This window comes from Nocardia sp. NPDC058633 (assembly GCF_042717045.1).
Lineage (GTDB): Bacteria > Actinomycetota > Actinomycetes > Mycobacteriales > Mycobacteriaceae > Nocardia.
Map to the genome: position 1 here is coordinate 6,031 of NZ_JBHXRA010000034.1, position 19,207 is coordinate 25,237.

At 69.8% G+C, this 19,207-nt stretch carries 7 protein-coding genes and 2 pseudogenes; 6 read left to right on the plus strand and 3 right to left on the minus strand.

From position 1 onward, the window contains the following. Positions 1–393: 393 nt before the first annotated feature. The 4 genes and pseudogenes from ACFWUR_RS29060 to ACFWUR_RS29075 form a co-directional block, all read left to right on the plus strand. Complete coding sequence (locus ACFWUR_RS29060; RefSeq protein WP_378911092.1) at positions 394–1,170, plus strand: thioesterase II family protein; 777 nt, start codon at positions 394–396, stop codon at positions 1,168–1,170. A 422-nt stretch (positions 1,171–1,592) separates the two neighbouring features. After that, positions 1,593–4,658 (plus strand): annotated as a pseudogene (locus ACFWUR_RS29065) (SDR family NAD(P)-dependent oxidoreductase); the annotation flags it as partial. An 81-nt stretch (positions 4,659–4,739) separates the two neighbouring features. After that, positions 4,740–8,420, plus strand: a complete 3,681-nt coding sequence (locus tag ACFWUR_RS29070) for a beta-ketoacyl synthase N-terminal-like domain-containing protein (RefSeq protein ID WP_378911099.1) — start codon at positions 4,740–4,742, stop codon at positions 8,418–8,420. A gap of 11 nt (positions 8,421–8,431) precedes the next feature. Then, positions 8,432–13,291 (plus strand): annotated as a pseudogene (locus ACFWUR_RS29075) (type I polyketide synthase); the annotation flags it as partial. 101 nt (positions 13,292–13,392) lie between these two features. Here the strand turns inward: ACFWUR_RS29075 and ACFWUR_RS29080 are convergent. After that, positions 13,393–13,617 carry a PqqD family peptide modification chaperone gene (locus tag ACFWUR_RS29080; protein WP_378911093.1) on the minus strand — a complete coding sequence of 75 codons (225 nt, stop codon included), beginning with the start codon at positions 13,615–13,617 and terminating at the stop codon, positions 13,393–13,395. A 359-nt stretch (positions 13,618–13,976) separates the two neighbouring features. After that, entirely contained in the window at positions 13,977–15,332 is a 1,356-nt protein-coding gene (locus ACFWUR_RS29085; protein WP_378911095.1) for an erythromycin esterase family protein, read from the minus strand. A 521-nt stretch (positions 15,333–15,853) separates the two neighbouring features. Here ACFWUR_RS29085 and ACFWUR_RS29090 point away from each other — a divergent pair. Both ACFWUR_RS29090 and ACFWUR_RS29095 read left to right on the plus strand, forming a co-directional pair. Further along, positions 15,854–17,056, plus strand: coding sequence for a sensor histidine kinase (locus tag ACFWUR_RS29090; RefSeq protein ID WP_378911096.1), 1,203 nt, complete (start codon positions 15,854–15,856; stop codon positions 17,054–17,056). Further along, entirely contained in the window at positions 17,041–17,700 is a 660-nt protein-coding gene (locus tag ACFWUR_RS29095) for a LuxR C-terminal-related transcriptional regulator (RefSeq protein WP_378911097.1), read from the plus strand. The genes ACFWUR_RS29090 and ACFWUR_RS29095 overlap by 16 nt, the downstream gene beginning before the upstream one ends. 136 nt (positions 17,701–17,836) lie before the next feature. On the opposite strand, the gene ACFWUR_RS29100 is transcribed toward ACFWUR_RS29095, so the two are convergent. Beyond that, positions 17,837–19,207: thioesterase domain-containing protein (locus tag ACFWUR_RS29100; protein WP_378911098.1), on the minus strand; the 1,371-nt coding region annotated here is incomplete at its 5' end.

The following is a 19,207-nucleotide window of genomic DNA, read 5'->3' on the forward strand; positions in this document are numbered from 1 at the left end:
CCTCCCCCGCGAAACACCACACCCCAGCGTAGTAACCCCTATTCGGAACCCCCGCGCCCCCGCCATGGCGTGTCTAATTGAACCCCCCCCCCGGCGGGCGGCCCCCATCCCTCCCGCGGGGGCCCCCCGGCCGTTGACCTGTGTTCCGGGCCGGCCGGTTGCTCGGGCAATCCCCTCGGCGATCATCGCAGGGAACCGAGGTTAGGGGTGCCGCAGCCCTCTTCAGGGGTCTGAGCGGTAGAGATGCGGAGCCGATCTCTCTTGAATAGTGAGGACAGCACAGGGGGCCGGGGGTGCTGAACTGACGCCCCGCTTGCTCCGGCGTCCAGGAAAACACTCTGCGAATCGCCCGCATGGGCGGCCGATTCCTTAACCCGAAGGGATGTCGAGGGAATGGCAGGATTTTCATCGGACACCGGTGCCTGGATCCGACGGTTCCATCCCGCGCCGGATGCTGCGACCCGACTGGTGTGCTTTCCGCACGCCGGTGGCTCGGCCTCGTACTTTTTCCCGGTCTCACAGGCGCTGACCCCGGAGATGGACGTCGTCGCCGTCCAGTACCCGGGACGGCAGGACCGGCGTCACGAACCGTGCATCGACGACATACACCAGCTGGCCGATGAGCTGGTGCCGCAGCTGCTGCCGTGGGCTGACCGCCCGCTGACACTGTTCGGCCACAGCATGGGCGCCTCGATCGGCTTCGAGGTGGGCAGGAAGCTCGAGGAGCACGGTGTCACGCTGACGGGGTTGTTCGCTTCCGGGCGCCGCGCGCCGTCGCAGATCAGGGACGAGCGCGTCCACCAGCTGACCGACGACCAACTCATCGCGGACATCGGCCGACTCAGCGGCACCGACAGCCAAGTGCTGGGCGATCCGGAGATCCTCCACATGATCCTTCTGGCCTTGCGCAGCGACTACAGGGCGGCCGAGACCTATCGATTCCAGGGCGGACCCGAGTTGTCCTGCCCAATCGTCGCGCTCACCGGCGACAACGACCCCCAGGTGACCCTCGACGAGGCGCGCGCCTGGGGCAGGCACACCAGAGGCGCCTTCGAGCTGCAGGTGTACCCCGGCGGCCACTTCTATCTCAATTCCCAGGCGGCGCAGGTGCTGCAGTCCATCAAGAATCACATCTCCTCGAGCACTCGCGAGCTCGGCTCCAGACGGTGAAGAATGCCCCTTTGATCCGGCTGATTTCACTCGCTGGGTAGGGGTGGCTCGGCAGGCATTTCTGGGGTTTGCCGCCAGGTCCTGCTTCAGTAGCGTCGCATTGCCCGTCGTTACGACGAATTTTGAATTCAAACGGATCCAAAGAGGGTGGCCTGGTGGGTAGTAAGGAATTTCCTCCGGTAGTTCCGTGGCTCGTCTCAGGAAAGAGCGCGGCCGGTCTGCAGGCGCAGGCCGAGCGGCTGCGCGAACACGTCGCGGACCGACCCGAGGAACGAGCGGTCGACATCGGCCTGTCACTCGCCACCACCCGGGCCGCTCTGGCCCACAGGGCGGTCATCATCGGCGACCCCCGTGCCGGGCTGTTGGCGGGCCTCGACGCACTCGTGGAGGGCAACATCGGCGGCGCTGTCGTCCGCGGTGCGGTGAGCGTCGCACCCCGCACGGTCTTCGTCTTCCCAGGGCAGGGCTCGCAGTGGGAGGGCATGGCCGTCCAGCTGCTGGACGAGTCACCGGTGTTCGCCGAGCGGATGGCGGACTGCGCCCGCGCCGTGGAACCTTTCGTCGACTGGGACCTCATCGGCGTCCTGCGCGGTGCGCACGGCCAGCCGAACCTCGAGCGCGTAGACGTCGTCCAGCCGGTGCTCTGGGCCGTGATGGTCTCCCTCGCGGCGCTGTGGAGCTCGTACGGCGTGGAGCCCGCGGCCGTCATCGGCCACTCACAGGGCGAGGTCGCCGCAGCGACCGTCGCCCAGGCCCTCTCGATCGAGGAAGGCGCCCGCGTCGTCGCCCTCCGCAGCAAGATCATCAAGGAGAAGCTGGGCGGCAAGGGCGGCATGATCTCCGTACCGCTCTCGGCGGCGCAGATCGGCGAACGCCTGGAGAGCTGGCAGGGCAGGCTCCAGCTGGCTGCCGTCAACGGCCCTGGCATCGTCGTCGTCTGCGGCGAGGTCGCCGCGCTCGACGAACTGTTCACCCAGTTGACCGAGGAGGGCGTGCGCGCCCGCCGGATCCCGGTGGACTACGCCTCGCACTCCCACTTCGTCGCCGAGATCCGCGATGAACTCCTCGACGTCCTGGCACCCGTCACCCCCCGCTCCACCCGTCTGCCCTTCTACTCCACCGTGACCGGCGCCCTCCTGGACACCGCCGGGCTCGACGCGGAGTACTGGTACACCAACCTGCGCCAGACCGTACGGTTCCAGGAGGCTACCCACGCCCTCCTGCGCGACGGCTTCACGCTGTTCGTGGAGCCCACGGCGCACCACATCCTGAAGAACGGAATCCAGGAGACCATCGACGCGGCGGAGAAGTCCGCAGTGACCGTCGGGTCGCTGCGCCGCAACGAGGACGGCCTTGCCCGGTTCGCCCGTTCGCTCGCCGAGGCCTGGGTCCACGGGGCGCCGGTCGACTGGACCACGTTCTTCGCCGGAACCGGAGCTCACACCACCGACCTGCCCACCTACGCCTTCCAGCGCAAGCGCTACTGGACGAACGTCCCATGGCTCGGCAGAGGGGTCACCGACCTCGGCCAGCTCGCTGTCGAACACCCGCTGCTCGGTGCGGCCATCGAGCCCGCCGGGACCGGCGGGTACCTCTTCACCAGCCGGCTCTCCCTCCAGACTCACCCCTGGCTCGCCGACCACGAGGCGCTGGGCAGCGTGCTTCTGCCGGGAACCGCCTTCGTCGAACTGGCGATCCGCGCCGGCGACCAAGCCGGCTGTGACGTCCTGGGCGAACTCACCTTGCAGGCCCCGCTGGTGTTCCGCGACAGCTGTGGTGTCGTCCTCCAGGTGCTGCTGGGCGCTGTGGACGAGGCCGGGGCGCGCCCGGTCACCATCTACTCCCGTGCCGACGGAGAGGACACACCGTGGGTCCGCCACGCCACCGGTGTGCTCACCACCGGTGCCCCCGACCCCGCCTTCGACCTGGCCGCATGGCCACCGAAGGACGCGCAGGCGATCGCCGTGGACGGCGCCTATGAGCGGCTCTTCGCCCGTGGCTACGCCTACGGCCCGGTCTTCCAGGGACTCACCGCCGCCTGGCGGCGCGGCGAGGAGATCTTCGCCGAGGTGGCCCTGCCCGAGCAGGCGCACTCCGACGCCCGTCAGTTCGGCCTCCACCCGGCGCTGCTCGACGCAGCGCTGCACGCGGACCTGGTCGGCGAGGAGAGCGACGAAACGGTTCTCCCCTTCGCCTGGACCGGAGTGTCCCTGCACGCGGCGGGCGCGACGGCGCTGCGCGTACGGCTGGTCACCGACAGTCGGGGCAACACGCTCCTGCAGGCTGCCGACGAGAGCGGCAGCCCGGTCCTCAGCGTCGGCTCGATTGTCGCGAAGAAGGTATCCCCGGAGCAGCTGCACTCCGCGGGAGGACGCCGTGAACTGCCGTACCGCCCGGTCTGGACGCCGATTCCCGCCGACGCCAAGAGATCCGCCGAGCCCGCCATCACCGTGGTTGGCGCCGACACCCTCGCCCTGGGCGTCGCCGCCTACCACCCCGACCTCGCGTCCCTGGGCGCCGCACTCGACCAGGGCGTCGCCGTCCCCGACGCGGTCCTCCTGTGTCGTACGGCGCCGCAGGGCCCTGTACCGCAGGCCGTGCGCGCGCTCGCGCACGACACCCTCGCCATCCTGCAGGCATGGACCGCTGATGAGCGACTGGCCGCCTCGCGGCTGGTGCTGGTGACCCGCGGGGCGGTGACCGCCACCGAAGGCGACGATGCCGCGCCCGACCTCGTGGCCGCTCCCGTGTGGGGCCTGGTACGTGCGGCACAGGCCGAGAACCCCGGCCTGTTCACCCTCCTCGACCTCGACGGCCTCGACGAGTCCCGGCAGGCGATCCCCGCCGCGCTCGCCACCGGCGAGGCCGAACTGGCGCTGCGCGGCGGCCGTCCCTACACCCCCCGGCTGGTCCGCGCCGAGGAGGCTGTGGCCGAGGCTGCCCCTGCGCTCGACCCGCAGGGCACCGTCCTGGTCACCGGCGGCACCAGCGGCCTGGGAGCCTTGGTCGCCCGCCATCTGGTCGCCGAGCACGGCGTCCGGCATCTGGTCCTCACCAGCCGCCGCGGCCCGGACGCGCCGGGAGCGGCCCGGCTGAGCGCCGAACTCACCGAGTCGGGAGCCACCGTCACCCTCACCGCCTGCGACGTCTCCGACCGGGACGCTCTGGCCGTCGTGCTCGAGGCCATTCCCGATGCGCACCCGCTCACCGGCGTGGTGCACTCGGCGGGCGTGCTCGACGACGGGGTCCTCGGCTCGCTCACTCCCGCGCGGATGGACGCCGTACTCGCCCCCAAAGCCGACGCCGCCTGGCACCTGCACGAGCTCACGGCGGACCGAGACCTCGCGCTCTTCGCCCTGTTCTCCTCCGCCGCCGGCATCCTCGGCGCGGCCGGACAGGCCAACTACGCCACCGCCAACGTCTTCCTGGACGCCCTCGCCGCCCATCGCAGGGCAGCCGGCCGCCCTGCCACCTCCATGGCCTGGGGCTTGTGGGCCGAAGGCACGGGCATGACCGGGACCCTCGACGAAGCCGACATCGACCGGCTGCGTCGCCAGGGCTTCCCCGCTATGTCGACCGCCGAGGGACTGGCCCTGTTCGACCAGGCGTTCGCCTCCGACGCGGCGCTGCTGCTGCTGTTCCGCCACGATGTGGCCGCCCTGCGCGCACAGGCCGCCATCGGGCTCGTGCCCGGCGTCCTGCGCGACCTCGTACGCGTGCCCGGTCGCAAGTCCGCACGCTCCGGCGGCCCCTCGAACGGAACCGCGCTGGCCGACCGACTCGCCCGGCTGCCCAGTAAGGAGCATGACGGCCTGCTGCTCGAGCTCGTGCGCACCCACGTGGCCGGCGTGCTCGGCCACGACTCGGCCGCGCCCGTCGAACCCGACCGGGCATTCAAGGAGCTCGGCTTCGACTCGCTGACCGCCGTCGAACTGCGCAACCGGCTGTCGGCGGACACCGGGCTGCGGCTTGCCGCCACTCTGGTCTTCGACTACCCCACCGCCCGCGCGGCGGCCCAGTACCTCAAGGAGACCGCGCTCGGCGCGTCCGGGACGACCGCCACCACACCCGTCGCCGCGGTCGGCGCATCCGATGAGCCGATCGCGATTGTGGCGATGTCCTGCCGCTACCCCGGCGGCGTCCAGACGCCCGAGGACCTGTGGCGCCTGGTGGCCCGGGGCGCCGAGACCGTCTCGGCGTTCCCGACCGACCGGGGCTGGGACATCGAGGGCATCTACGACCCCGAGCCCGGAACCCCCGACAAGACGTACACGCGCTCCGGCGGATTCCTCTACGACGCCGCCGAGTTCGACGCCGCATTCTTCGGCATCAGCCCGAACGACGCACTGACCATGGACCCCCAGCAGCGACTGCTGCTGGAGACGTCCTGGGAGCTGTTGGAACGGGCCGGCATCGACCTGACCGAGCTCAGGGGCAGCCCGACCGGCGTCTTCATCGGCACCATGCACCACGACTACAGCCGCTCCAGCGCGACCGGATCCATCGCCTCGGGCCGTCTGTCCTACACGTACGGCTTCGAAGGCCCTGCCGTGACGGTGGACACGGCCTGCTCGTCCTCGCTCGTGGCGCTGCACCTGGCGATCCAGTCGCTGCGCTCCGGCGAGTGCACCCTGGCCCTCGCCGGTGGTGTGACCGTCATGGCGACGCCCGAGGTGCTCGTCGAGTTCGGCCTCCAGCAGGGCCTGTCTGTCGACGGCCGCTGCCGATCCTTCGGGGCAGGGGCGGACGGCACCGGATTTTCCGAGGGTGTGGGCATGCTGCTGGTGGAGCGGCTCTCCGACGCGCAGGCCAACGGCCACCCCGTACTCGCGGTGGTCCGCGGCTCCGCTGTCAACCAAGATGGCGCCAGCAACGGCTTCTCCGCTCCCAACGGCCCCTCCCAGCAGCGGGTTATTCGTCAGGCCCTCGCCAACGCCGGACTGACCGCCACCGACGTCGACGCGGTCGAGGCACACGGCACCGGCACTGTCCTGGGCGACCCGATCGAGGCGCAGGCGATCCTCGCAACCTACGGCCAGGGGCGCCCGGCGGACCGGCCGCCACTGTGGCTCGGCTCCATCAAGTCCAACATCGGCCACACCCAGGCCGCGGCGGGCGTCGCGGGCATCATCAAGATGGTCGAGGCGATGCGCAACGGCGTACTGCCCAAGACCCTGCACGCTGAGAAGCCCTCGGACCAGGTGGACTGGTCTGCCGGAGAGGTCGGCCTGCTCACCGAAACCCGTGACTGGCCGCAGACCGACCGGCCCCGGCGCGCGGCCGTCTCCTCCTTCGGGATCAGCGGCACGAATGCGCACGTCATCGTGGAGCAGGCACCGGAGCCGACGCAGGCGACGGCATCGGATGTGTCCGCGTCCGCGGTCACGCCCTGGCTGCTCTCCGCGCGCACCTCCAACGCGCTGCGGGACCAAGCAGCCAAGCTCGCCGCCTACTTGAAAACCCACCCCGAGCTCGGTCTCGCGGACGTCGGCTTCTCCCTGGCCACCTCACGCACGGCGCTCGAACACCGCGCCGCAGTGGTCAGCGCGGACCGTGGCCAGGCGCTCCGGCTGCTGAACGAACTCGCGGACGGAGCGGAGCCGGCCGGCGTGGTCAAGGGCACCGCCCGCCCGTCCGGTGGCTTGACGGCTTTCTTGTTTACGGGTCAGGGTGCGCAGCGGTTGGGGATGGGGCGTGGGTTGTATGAGGTGTTTCCGGTGTTCGCGGGTGCGTTCGATGCGGTGCTTGCGGAGTTGGATGTGTCGTTGAGGGGGGTGGTGTGGGGTGTGGATGGTGATGTTCTTGATCGGACGGAGTTTGCTCAGCCTGCGTTGTTCGCGGTGGAGGTGGCGTTGTTCCGGTTGTTGGAGTCGTGGGGGGTGCGGCCTGATTTTGTGGCTGGTCATTCGGTTGGTGAGTTGGCTGCGGCGCATGTTGCGGGTGTTTTTTCGTTGGCTGATGCGGCGAGGTTGGTGTGGGCGCGTGGGCGTTTGATGCAGGCGTTGCCGGGTGGTGGTGCGATGGTGGCGTTGCAGGCGGGGGAGGCGGAGGTGTTGCCGTTCGTGTCGGAGCGGGTGGGTATTGCTGCGGTGAATGGTCCGGCTTCGGTGGTGGTGTCGGGTGGTGTGGATGCGGTGTTGGCGGTGAAGGCGCATTTTGAGGGGGAGGGTCGTAGGGCGAGTCGTTTGACGGTGTCGCATGGGTTTCATTCGGTGTTGATGGAGCCGATGTTGGAGGAGTTCGGTGTGGTTGCGCGGGGGTTGTCGTATTCGGAGCCGGTGGTTCCGGTGGTTTCTTCTGTTACGGGTGGGTTGGTGTCGGGGTTGACGGATCCGGAGTATTGGGTTCGGCAGGTGCGTGAGGTGGTTCGTTTCGCGGATGGTGTTCAGGCGTTGGTGGGGGCTGGTGTGGGTACTTTTGTGGAGTTGGGTCCGGATGCGGTGCTTTCGGTGATGGGTCAGGAGTCGGTTGAGGGCACCTTTGTTCCTGTTCTTCGTCGTGATCGTTCTGAAGAGCGTGAGTTGGTCTCGGCGCTGGCCGAGTTGCATGTCGCCGGTGTGGGTGTGGACTGGGCGGCGTTCTTCGCTGGTACCGGCGCCCGCCGGGTCGACCTGCCCACGTACGCCTTCCAGCGCCGCCCCTATTGGCTCGCGGAGATCACCGGCGAGAGCGTCGTCCTCGGCGGCGCCGGGGTCGACCAGACCGCAGCAGCGGACCTCGCGGCGGCCACCGAAAGCTGGCGCGAGCTGCTCGCCCTGCCGAACGGCGAGCGCGAGCGCGCCGCACTGAAGCTGGTACGGCAGCAGGTCGCCGCGATTCTCGGACACGAGACGATCGACGACGTGGAGCCGGGCCGGGCCTTCATCGAGCTGGGCTTCGACTCGGTGGGCGCCAGCGAGCTGCGCAAGCGGCTCACCTCGACCACCGGGATCGCCCTGCCGGCGACCCTGGCGTTCGACCATCCCAACTCCCAAGCCGTCACCGACTGCCTTCTGGCGTCCGACCACCAGGCGCACATCAGTGCGGCGCAGCCGATCCTGGCCGAACTGGACCGCATCGAAGCCGCCCTCGCGGCAGTCCCGAACGTGAACGGCGACACCGCGATGATCACCGCGCGGCTCGAGGCGGTCCTGCGTAACTGGCGGGACTCCCGCAGCGGGGCAGCGGTCGACGAGGCGGACGGCGACTTCGAGTCGGCCACCGACGACGAACTCTTCCTGGCCCTGGACAACCTCGAGAATGGTTCATAATGGGGAACGACGACCGGCTCCGCGACTATCTCAAGCGCGCCACCGCCGATCTCAAGCGGACCAAGCGCCAGCTGCGCGAGGCCGAGGCCAAAGAGCACGAGCCGATCGCGATCGTGGCGATGAGCTGCCGCTTCCCGGGCGGCGTCAGCTCGCCCGAGGAGCTGTGGCAGCTCGTGCATTCCGGTCGGGACGCCATCTCGTACTTCCCAGGGAACCGCGGTTGGGACACGGAGGGTCTCTACGATCCGGAGCCCGCCACGCCCGGCAAGTCGTATTCCCGCGAGGGCGGATTCCTTCATGACGCCGGGGAGTTCGACGCCGACTTCTTCAAGATCAGCCCGAAGGAGGCCAAGGAGACCGACCCGCAGCAGCGGCTGCTCCTGGAGACCGCGTGGGAGGCTCTGGAGCGGGCGGGCATCGACCCCGCCACCTTGAAGGAGTCGAAGACCGGCGTCTTCGCCGGAATCGTCTACCACGACTACCTCGTGGGCGGCGGCACAGGCAGCCTGGCCAGCGTCGCCTCCGGACGGATCGCCTACTCCCTCGGCCTCGAAGGCCCTGCCGTCACGGTGGACACGGCCTGCTCGTCCTCGCTCGTGGCGCTGCACCTGGCGATCCAGTCGCTGCGCTCCGGCGAGTGCACCCTGGCCCTCGCAGGCGGGGCGACCGTGATGGCCCACCCACACTCCTTCGTCGGCTTCAGCCAGGACCGCGGTCTGTCGCCCGACGGGCGTTGCAAGTCCTTCGCAGCCGCCGCGAACGGAACCGGCTGGGGCGAAGGCGTTGGCCTGCTGTTGGTGGAGCGGCTCTCCGACGCACAGGTCAACGGCCATCCGGTGCTCGCGGTGGTCCGCGGCTCGGCAGTCAACCAGGACGGCGCCAGCAACGGTATTTCCGCCCCCAACGGTCCCTCTCAGCGCCGCTTGATCCGGCAGGCGCTCGCCGATGCCCGGCTGACGGCCGACCAGGTCGACGCAGTCGAGGCGCACGGCACCGGTACCGTCCTGGGCGACCCGATCGAGGCGCAGGCGCTGCTGGCCACTTACGGCCGGGACCGTCCCGAGGACCGGCCGCTGTGGCTAGGATCCATCAAGTCCAACATCGGCCACGCCCAGGCCGCCGCGGGTGTGTCCGGCGTCATCAAGATGGTCGAGGCCATGCGCAACGGCGTACTGCCCAAGACGCTGCACGTCGATGAGCCCAGCGACAAGGTCAACTGGTCCGAAGGCCGCATCGAACTCCTCACCGAAGCGCGGGAATGGACCCGGACGCCCGGTCGGCCGCGCCGGGCGGGCGTATCGTCCTTCGGCTTCAGCGGCACCAACGGCCACGTCATCCTCGAGGAGCCCCCGGCCGCCGCCGCGGAAGATGCCGAGAAGGTCAGCGAGCCCGCCGCCACGCCCACGGTCATTCCGTTCGCGCTCTCCGGCAAGGGCACCAGCGCCCTGCGCGCGCAGGCGGCCGAGCTCGCCGCGCACCTGGCGGCCCGCCCCGAGCTCGGTCTCGCGGATGTCGCCTTCTCCCTGGCCACCTCGCGCACCGCGCTGCAAAACCGGGCAGTGGTCCTCGCATCCGACCGCGCGGAGCTCCTGCGCAGGCTCGAAGCCCTTGCCCAGGGAGAGCCCGCGCCCGGCATCACAGAGTCCACCGCCGCCCGAGGTGACGGCCTGACCGCGTTCCTGTTCTCCGGCCAGGGGGCTCAGCACACGGGGATGGGCCGCGGGCTGCACGCTGCCTTCCCGGTCTTCGCCGATACGTTCGACGCGCTGGTGGCGGCACTGGACCAGCACCTGGACCGGCCGTTGCGCGAGGTCGTCTGGGGCTCGGAGTCCGAGCCGCTGAACCGTACGGAGTTTACGCAGGCCGCCTGCTTCGCCGTCGAGGTGGCGCTCTACCGGCTGGTCGCGTCGTGGGGTGTGAAGCCGGATTACCTGGCTGGGCACTCCATCGGTGAGCTGGCTGCCGCACACGTCGCCGGCGTGCTGTCCCTCGCGGACGCGGCCGAGCTGGTCGTGGCCCGCGGGCGGCTGATGCAGGCGCTGCCGGCCGGCGGTGCGATGGTCGCCGTCCAGGCCACCGAGGACGAAGTCCTGCCCTTGCTCTCCGCCGCTGTGACCATCGCTGCGGTCAACGGCCTCGACTCGGTTGTGGTGTCGGGTGCCGAGGACGCGGTGCTCGTGGTGAAGGCGCATTTCGAGGCCAAGGGGCGCAAGACCAACCGGTTGAAAGTGTCGCACGCGTTCCATTCGCCGCTGATGGAGCCGATGCTCGAGGAGTTCCGCACGGTCGCGGCACGACTGTCGTACGGGGCGCCGCAGCTCCAGATCGTCTCCACGCTGACCGGGGCTCTGGTGGGTGCCGACGAGTTCAGTTCCCCGGACTACTGGGTGCGTCACGTGCGGGAGGCCGTGCGCTTCCTGGACGCCGTGGTGGTTCTCCAGGACAAGGGCGTCACCACGTTCGTGGAGCTCGGCCCCGACGCGGCGCTCTCGGCGACCGGGCCGGGCTGCGTGGCCGGCGAGGCCGACATCGCGTTCGTGCCGACCCTGCGCCGGGACCGGGACGAGGAGCAGGAGCTCATTTCGGCCCTCGCCCGGGCCTATGTCCGTGGTGTGGCCGTGGACTGGGAGGCGTTCTTCGCGGGCAGCGGCGCTCGCCGGGTCGAGCTGCCCACATATGCCTTCCAGCGTCGGTGGTTCTGGCGGGACCCCGAGACTCGGCAAGCCGCCGACGCCGTTACCCCCGACGCTGTGGACACCGCTCTGTGGGAGGCAATGGAGCGCGAGGACGCCGGCGCCTTGGCCGATTGGGTCGGCGTCCCCGCCCAGGCCCTGGACGAAGTCCTGCCCGCCATGAAGGACTGGCGCCGTCGGCGGCGCGAACAGGCCCGTACGGATGGCTGGCGCTATAAGGTCTCCTGGCAGCCGGTCACCGTGCCCGCACCGGTCGCTCCGGACGGGACTTGGCTGCTCGTCGTCCCCGCCGGACTCGTCGACGACCCCCGAGTCCGCGCCGTCGATGAAGGCTTCGCCACACAGGGACTGCGGACCGTACGCCTCGAAGTCGGGGATCAGGACCGGGCTGCCCTCGCCGGGGAACTGCGGATATACCCCCGACTCTCCGGAGTACTGTCTCTGCTCGCCTTGGACGACCGCCGCCACCCTGGCCACGCCGCCCTGAGCCGCGGTACCGCCGCCACCGTCAACCTCGTGCAGGCTGTCGGCGACGCCGGATTCGAGGCACCGCTGTGGTGCGCTACCTCCCAGGCCGTCGGCACCGACCGCACCGACCCGATCGCTGAGCCGCTGCAAGCGGCCGTCTGGGGAATGGGCGCCGGGCTCACCCTCGACCACCCAGACCGCTGGGGCGGCCTGGTGGACCTGCCGGGCACGGTGGACGAAGGCACCGTACGAACCCTGTGCGCCGTGCTCGCCGCACCCGGCGGCGAAGACCAACTGGCGATTCGCGGCAACCGCCTGCTCGGCCGCCGCATGGTCCGCTCGCCGCTGGGCGCCGCCCGTGCGGTCCGCGACTGGCGGCCGCGCGGTACGACCCTGATCACCGGCGGCACCGGCGGGCTCGGAGCCCACGTGGCCCGCCTGCTCGCCGACCGCGGAGCCGAGCGCCTGGTGCTCACCAGCCGCCGTGGCGCTGACGCCGAAGGCGTCGCCGAGCTCGTCGCCGAGCTCGCCGGACGCGGCACCGAGGTTGTGGTCGAAGCCTGCGACGTCGCGGACCGCGAGGCGCTGCGGTCTCTGCTCGACTCGATCCCCGAGAACCGGCCGCTGCACGCCGTCGTGCACGCCGCCGGCGTCATGCAGCGCATCGCACCGCTGGCCGACCTCACCCTGGACGAGTTCGCCGCCGTCGCCGACGCGAAGGTCGGCGGCGCCCTGCACCTCGACGAGCTGCTCGGCGACCGCCCGCTGGACGCCTTCGTCCTGTTCTCCTCGGGGTCCGCGATCTGGGGCAGCGCCGGTCAGACCGCCTACGGCAGCGCCAACGCCTTCCTCGACGCCCTCGCCCACCGCCGGCGTGCCCGTGGCGCCACCGCGACCTCCGTCGCTTGGGGTTCGTGGGATAGCGGCATGGTCGACGCGGAGCTGAGTGCGGCCCTCAGCCGCATCGGCGCCCCGCCTATGGAGGCACGGCTGGCGACCGCCGCCCTCGGCCGGATCCTCGACCACGACGAAAGCACGCTGGTCGTCGCCGACATCGACTGGTCCCGCTTCGCGCCGGTGTTCACCCTGGCCCGGCCCCGCCCGCTCATCGAGGACCTGCCCGAGGTACGGACCGCCCTCGACGGCGAAACCGGGGCCGAACCCGGTCCGGACAGCCAGAGGTTCGCGCAGCGGCTGGCGGAGATGCCGCCCGCCCAGCAGAGCCGGGCGCTGCTGGATCTCGTACGCACCCATGTGGCCGCGCTGCTCGGCTACGAGGACCCGGCCGCGCTGGAGCCCGGCCGCCCCTTCACCGACCTCGGCTTCGATTCGGTCGCCGCCACCGACCTGCGGACCCGGCTCTCCGTCGCGACCGGCAGGAAGCTCCCGTCGACCATGATCTTCGATCACGCCAACCCGGCCGCGCTCGCCGCTTACCTTCGCGACGAGCTGTGCCCGGACAACGGCGGCGGCCAGGTCATGTCCGTACTGGCCGATCTCGACCGGCTCGAGGCGGCCCTTGCCGCGCTGTCGGCCGAGGACATCGAGCGGCACAAGATCCCCGGACGGCTGCAGACGCTGACGGCCCGCCTGGGCGCCGGCAGGTCGCCGGGGATCACACCGCTCACCGCACCGCGCGAGCCGCTCACCGAGGATGCGACGGCTGACGACCTCTTCGACTTCATCGACCGAGAGCTCGGCCTGGCCTGACACGGCCGCACCCCGCACAGGCCGCCAGAACCACTCGAAGTGGCCTGGGAAGCCCTGGAGCGCGCCGGCATCCCCGCCGACAGGTGGCCGTGTTCGCCAAATCAGGCTTCGTCGCGCACGAGCCCCGCATCGCGCATCTCGCCGACCCAGATGCCCAGGTCGGCGCGGACGTTCTCGGGCTCCGTGCCCCAGAGCGAGGCGAGCATGTCAGCTGCGGCGTCCACATCGCCGTCGTGCTGGCGCAGCGCTATCCACATGGCCGTACCCACGGGCCTGCACCGCAGGTGTCCGTACCGCCCGACGTCCTGGGCCACGAATACGTCCATGCACCCGTCGGCATCGACAGTGACGCTCGCTCTGGGCACCGGTCGAACGCGCACACGTACCTCACAAGAGTTTGGTGACAGGGATGTAAGTGACAAGAACTGGCAACTCGAAGTGTTCGGTGGACGTGTCGAGTCCATCGCCGAACGGACACTCCGAGGTGGCAACACCGGCGACCTCTACACCAAGGGTCGCCTCAGGCGCTGTGTAAGGGTACGCGCACTCGGCCGGGCGATGACACGGGAGGGCAGGCCGAGCCGACTCCGGGCACCGTTGCGGGGCACCCGGGAAAGAGGGGCCGGTGCGCCCGGTGGGCTTCACCGGACCTCGACCGGTCCTACACCCGTCCTGGCGGTCGACATCACCGCAGGTGAGCGGCCTTGACCTGGTGGAGGTGGACGAGGATGTCGTACGACCGGCCCAAGCTGGTCGGTGGGTTCTCCGGAGACCAGTACAGCCCGTAGGAACGGGTGGGGCGGGCCGTCATGAGCCAGGTGCGGGCTGCGGCAGGGGCGGTGCGCAGGTCGATGGCGTAGTCCTGGAAGCGGACCATGTCCAGGGTGTGCTCGTTGTGGCCCTCCGGCGCCGGCACGACCGTGTACATCTTGGGGTGTTCCGCAGTGAAATCGGGCAGTGCGTTCACGCTGCCCTGGTTGAAGGTCAGGCCTATGTTCACATAACGCTCGCCGAGCCGCTCGCGCAGGAACGCGCCTGTCGGCACGGGGAACATCTCCGGGTCGTCGCTGGTGTAGGCGACGTGGCCGTTGTTCGAGGCGAGTAGGATCTTGCCGCCCGTATGCTCCAGCCACCAGGCGGTGTTGTCGGCCATCACCTTGTCGCGGTAGCGCATCCGCTCGGGGAACTGCTCGTCGGAAAATGCGTATCCGGTGAAGCTCTGCAAGATGGCAGTCGCGTTCTGCAGGGCCCACGCGTAGGCCTCGGTGTTACGGCTGCCGGCGTCGTGGGGCCGCCCCTCGTTGCGCAGGATGGCAAGAGCCTCGTCGGCGCGCTCCACATCGGCCTTGCGCAGCGCCAGGTCCTTGGCGAGCTGCTGGTGCATCCACGTACCTGCGAGGGTCCCTGCAGCCGGCCTGATGTCCGCGTAGAGGGCGCTCACGCGGTCGGCCAGGTCCGGTCGGTGGGCGCTGAGGTAGTCGGCGACCCGGGTGAAGGACTCCGGCCCTGCGTATCCGAGGTCGTTTCCGACGAAACGCAGCTTGGGCCGTAGCGGGGAGGCGGTGTTGTAGTCGCGCATCCACTGGATGAGGTTGAGGTACTCGTCGGTGTTCCAGAAGACGTACTGCCCCACGAACTCCTCGCGCATGATCAGCGCCGGGTCGCCGACACCGTTCACCACGTAGTTGTCCAGGCGCAGGCCGGTGCTCCAGCTGGTTTCCAAAGCGAAGGTGGTGAACTCCTTGGTGGCGACCAGGTGTTGGAAGAGGCGCTGCTTGAGCGCGAAGAACTCGTGGGCGCTGTGGCTGGCCTCGCCCAGACCGACGACGCGCGCACTTCCGACCATGCTGCACAGTGCGTTCAGGTCGGACAGCGACTGGGCGCCGCGGTTCAAGGCATCCACGGGGTTGCCGAGGTCCGGTGTGGCGCTCGCCGGGGCAATACCTGCGACGAGCGTTCCGGTGGTGAGTACGAGGGCGGCGGTGCTGAGGAGCCGGCGGCGCCAGACGAAGTCACGGAGCGACGCGGTATCGAATGTCATGTAAGCAATTCTCGAGCATCGAGCCAGTTCCGCCGATGGGGCTGAGCCCCCAACGGGGGTGGACTCAAACCCCCGACGGTGCGGCCGGCGGTCGGTTGCAGCCTCGGTCTCGCCGAGGGACACCCAGGCGAGACCGCCCGTCACCGCGAACGCCGCAAGCAGCCCCGAAACCGGAGCTTCATGCCCGGACCTGGACGAATGTCGCACGGCTGATCGTCATGACGCACACCGCCGAGAAGAGTGCGGCTCGCAGGGCGTGTCGGAGCGACTGGGCGTCTGTCGTGCTCCGCACATGCTGCTATCCCGGGACCCTTACGGGGATGTACGGGCAGGGCACAGGTGGTAGTAGGTACACCACGACGCGGGTGCCAGACCCAATGGCTTTGGCGGGCGGCTCGGACGAGACTGACTGTGCGCATGCCCGGCGGACGGGCCGTAGAGAAAGGGTTGGACACCAACTAGTGGGTACCAAAGTAGGCAGTGCCTTCCTTGCCGGAGTACGAGGGCTTGTACTGATGATCATGTCGGTCACGGCCTCGGTCGTCCTGTTCGCGTTGACGGTCGTCTCCCTCGCGCTGATCCCGATCGGGATCGGTCTCTTCACCACCCCTGTCGTTCTCACCGCCCTGCGCGGCTACACCGCTCAGCGGCGGCTGCTCGCGGCGAACTGGTCGGACGTACGCATCCTCACGCCGTACCGCCGGATGCCCGCCGACCTGCGCGGCGGGTTCGTCGGGCAGGTCAAGCGGTGTGTGCTGATGCTGAAGGACCCGGCGACCTGGCGGGAGATCCTGTGGCTGCCGGTGGACATGACGGCCGGCTGCGTCACCGCGCTGTTGCCCGCCGCGCTCTTCGTATACCCGTTCGAGAGTCTGGTGCTGGCGGCGGGGCTGTGGCGGCTGTTCACCGAGGGCGGCGGGTTCTGGTACGGCCCGATCGCCGTCGACAGCCAGGGGACGGCACTCCTCGCGGTCGCCCTCGGCCTGGTGATCTTTTACTTGGCCGTGCGCTACAACACGCCTCTGCTGCGTGTCCATTTCGCCCTCACCAAATCGCTGCTCGGCCCCACCAACAAAATGACGCTCGCCCAGCGCGTCGACCACCTCACCGAGACGCGGCACGACGCGGTAGACAGCTCGGCCGCCGAACTGCGCCGCATCGAGCGGGATCTGCACGACGGCGCGCAGGCCCGGCTGGTGGCCATGGGCATGAACCTCGGCACCATCGAGGCGCTCGTCGAGAAGGACCCGGCCCAGGCCAAGAAGCTCCTCGTGATGGCCCGCGAGTCGTCCGCCGAAGCCCTGACGGAGCTGCGGGATCTGGTGCGCGGAATCCACCCGCCGGTGCTCGCGGAGCGCGGACTCGGCGATGCGGTACGGGCGTTGGCCCTGCGCCTGCCCATCGAGACGGAGGTCACGGTGGATCTGCCGCGCCGCCCGGACGCGCCGGTCGAGTCGGCGGCGTACTTCGCGGTGAGCGAGGTCCTCACGAACGCGGTCAAGCACTCCGGGGCCGACCGCGTTCTCGCCGACATCCACCACGCCGACGGCATGCTGTGGATCTCCGTCACCGACAACGGGCACGGCGGGGCGGCGGTCGGAGCCGGGTCCGGCCTGAGCGGTATCGAACGCCGGCTCGGTACATTCGACGGCATCCTGGCCGTCAGCAGTCCCGCGGGCGGCCCCACCATGGTGACCATGGAGATCCCTTGCGAATTGTCCTAGCCGAAGATCTCTTCCTGCTCCGCGACGGCCTGGTCCGCATGCTCGAAGCCTTCGGCTTCGAGATCTTGGCCGCCGTGGAGACCGGGCCCGAGCTGTCCCGGGCCCTTGCCGAGTTGCAGCCGGACGTCGCTGTCGTCGACGTCCGGCTCCCGCCGTCGCACACCGACGAGGGCCTCCAGTGCGCACTGGAGGCCCGCCGCGCGCGGCCGGGGCTGCCGGTGCTCGTCCTCTCCCAGCACGTGGAGCAGCTGTACGCCCGAGAGCTGCTGGCCGACGGCAACGGCGGCATCGGCTACCTGCTCAAGGACCGGGTGTTCGACGCCGAGCAGTTCGTCGACGCGGTACGGCGGGTGGCGGCCGGCGGGACGGCGATGGACCCGCAGGTGATCTCCCAGCTCCTTTCGCGCCGGGCCCAGGACAAGCCGCTGGGCGGGCTGACACCGCGCGAGCGGGAGGTCATGGAGCTGATGGCACAGGGCAGGTCGAACGCGGCCATCGCGGCGCAGCTCTTCGTCACCGAACGGGCGGTGACCAAGCACACGTCGAACATTTTCGGCAAGCTCGGCCTCCCGGTGTCGGACGACGACAACCGGCGGGTGCTGGCGGTACTGGCTTATCTGGACCGGGGGCAGGGCAGCCGATGAGTCCGGAGCTGTCGTTTGTGGGTGCTGTTTGGTGTATAGGGTCGCGGACTTCACCTAATGGGAGAGTCGGACCCTGTCCGACGCGCCCATTGGACGTGGTGGGACCGCAGGACCTCCATCTTCTGGAGCCACAGAGCTATGCCAGCCCAGAGACCCACTCCTCGACGACCCTGGCCGTGTCCCCGGCCTCCTCCTCCACGATGGAGAAGTGCGTCGCGGGGACCGTACGGTAGGTGTGGGTGGCATCCCACGGCCTGGCCTGCCAGGAGTCGTCCTCCGGCGCGGAGAGGAAGGACTGCCCGGCGCCGACGAACAAGGCGGGCGTGCTGATGCTGCCGAGCTCGAACTGAGGAAGCAGATCGAAGTAGGCCCGCATCGCGGAGAGCCCGGTGCTGTTGAACAGGCTGTACTCCGAGTCCCGGTCGACGAGTGCGCCCGACATCTGCTCGAAGACGTGGGCCTGCATTCCGCCGCCGGCCTCTTCGGTGACCCGGTAGGTGTCCACCAGGACAAGACCGGCCGCCGGTGTGCCCAGCTGCTGCTCCAGGCGGGCGGCGGTGCCGTGCGCGAGCACCCCTCCGGAGGAGTAGCCGAGCAGGACGAACGGCTCGCCTCCGGCCGCTGCCAGGACGGACTTCGCGAGCACCGAGGTCAGTGCGTCGACCGAGGCGGGAAGACTCTCGCCGGGCTCGAACCCGGGTGTCGGCAGCGTGGCCACGTACCTGACGTCGCGGAAGTGGGCGGCCAGCCGGGCGTGCTGATGGACCCCGCCGGTCGCCATCGGCGTGCTCAGGCAGATCAGCCGGGGGCGGGCGGGCCCGTCGGCGAGTTTCACCGGGGTGAGTGCCCCGGCGATCTCTGCGTAGGAGTCGAAGGTCGGCCGGAGGTCGGCGACCGCGCGCAGCAGGTTGAAGGCCTTGGTCGTCTGTCCGGCGAGTACGGTGCTGCGGAACAACCCGCTGACGGTGTCCCGTTCGTCCGTACTCCGGTCCTGTTCCAACTGCTGCGCGGTCTGCTGGTCTCCGGCGCTCACCGTGTACGCGTCCCGCAGGCAGCGGGCGAGCCCCGCGGGGGTCTTGTTGTCGAAGATCACCATGGGGGGCAGGCCAAGACCGGTGACGCTGTTGAGGGTGGACCGCAGTTCCATCGCGGACAGCGAATCGAAGCCCGCCTCCAGGAAGTCCTTGTCGGGGTCGACGGCATCCGGTGTGCCGTGCCCGAGGACGGTCGCGGCGTGCTCCACCACGAGCGTCAGCAGCACCTTCTCCTGCTGGGCAGGCTCGAGACCGACCAGCTTCTTGCGTATCGCACCCGGGTCGGCCTTGGTGCTCGCGGTGCGGCGGGTGGTGGTGCGGATCAGGCTCCGGAAGAGGTCGGGGAGTTCGTCGGTGGAGGATCGCAGCGTTTTCAGATCGAGCTTGATCGGGACGAGGGCTGGGGTGGTCAGGGTGGTCGCGGTGTCGAAGAGTGCGAGGCCTTGTTCGGTGGTCAGGGCGTGTATGCCGGT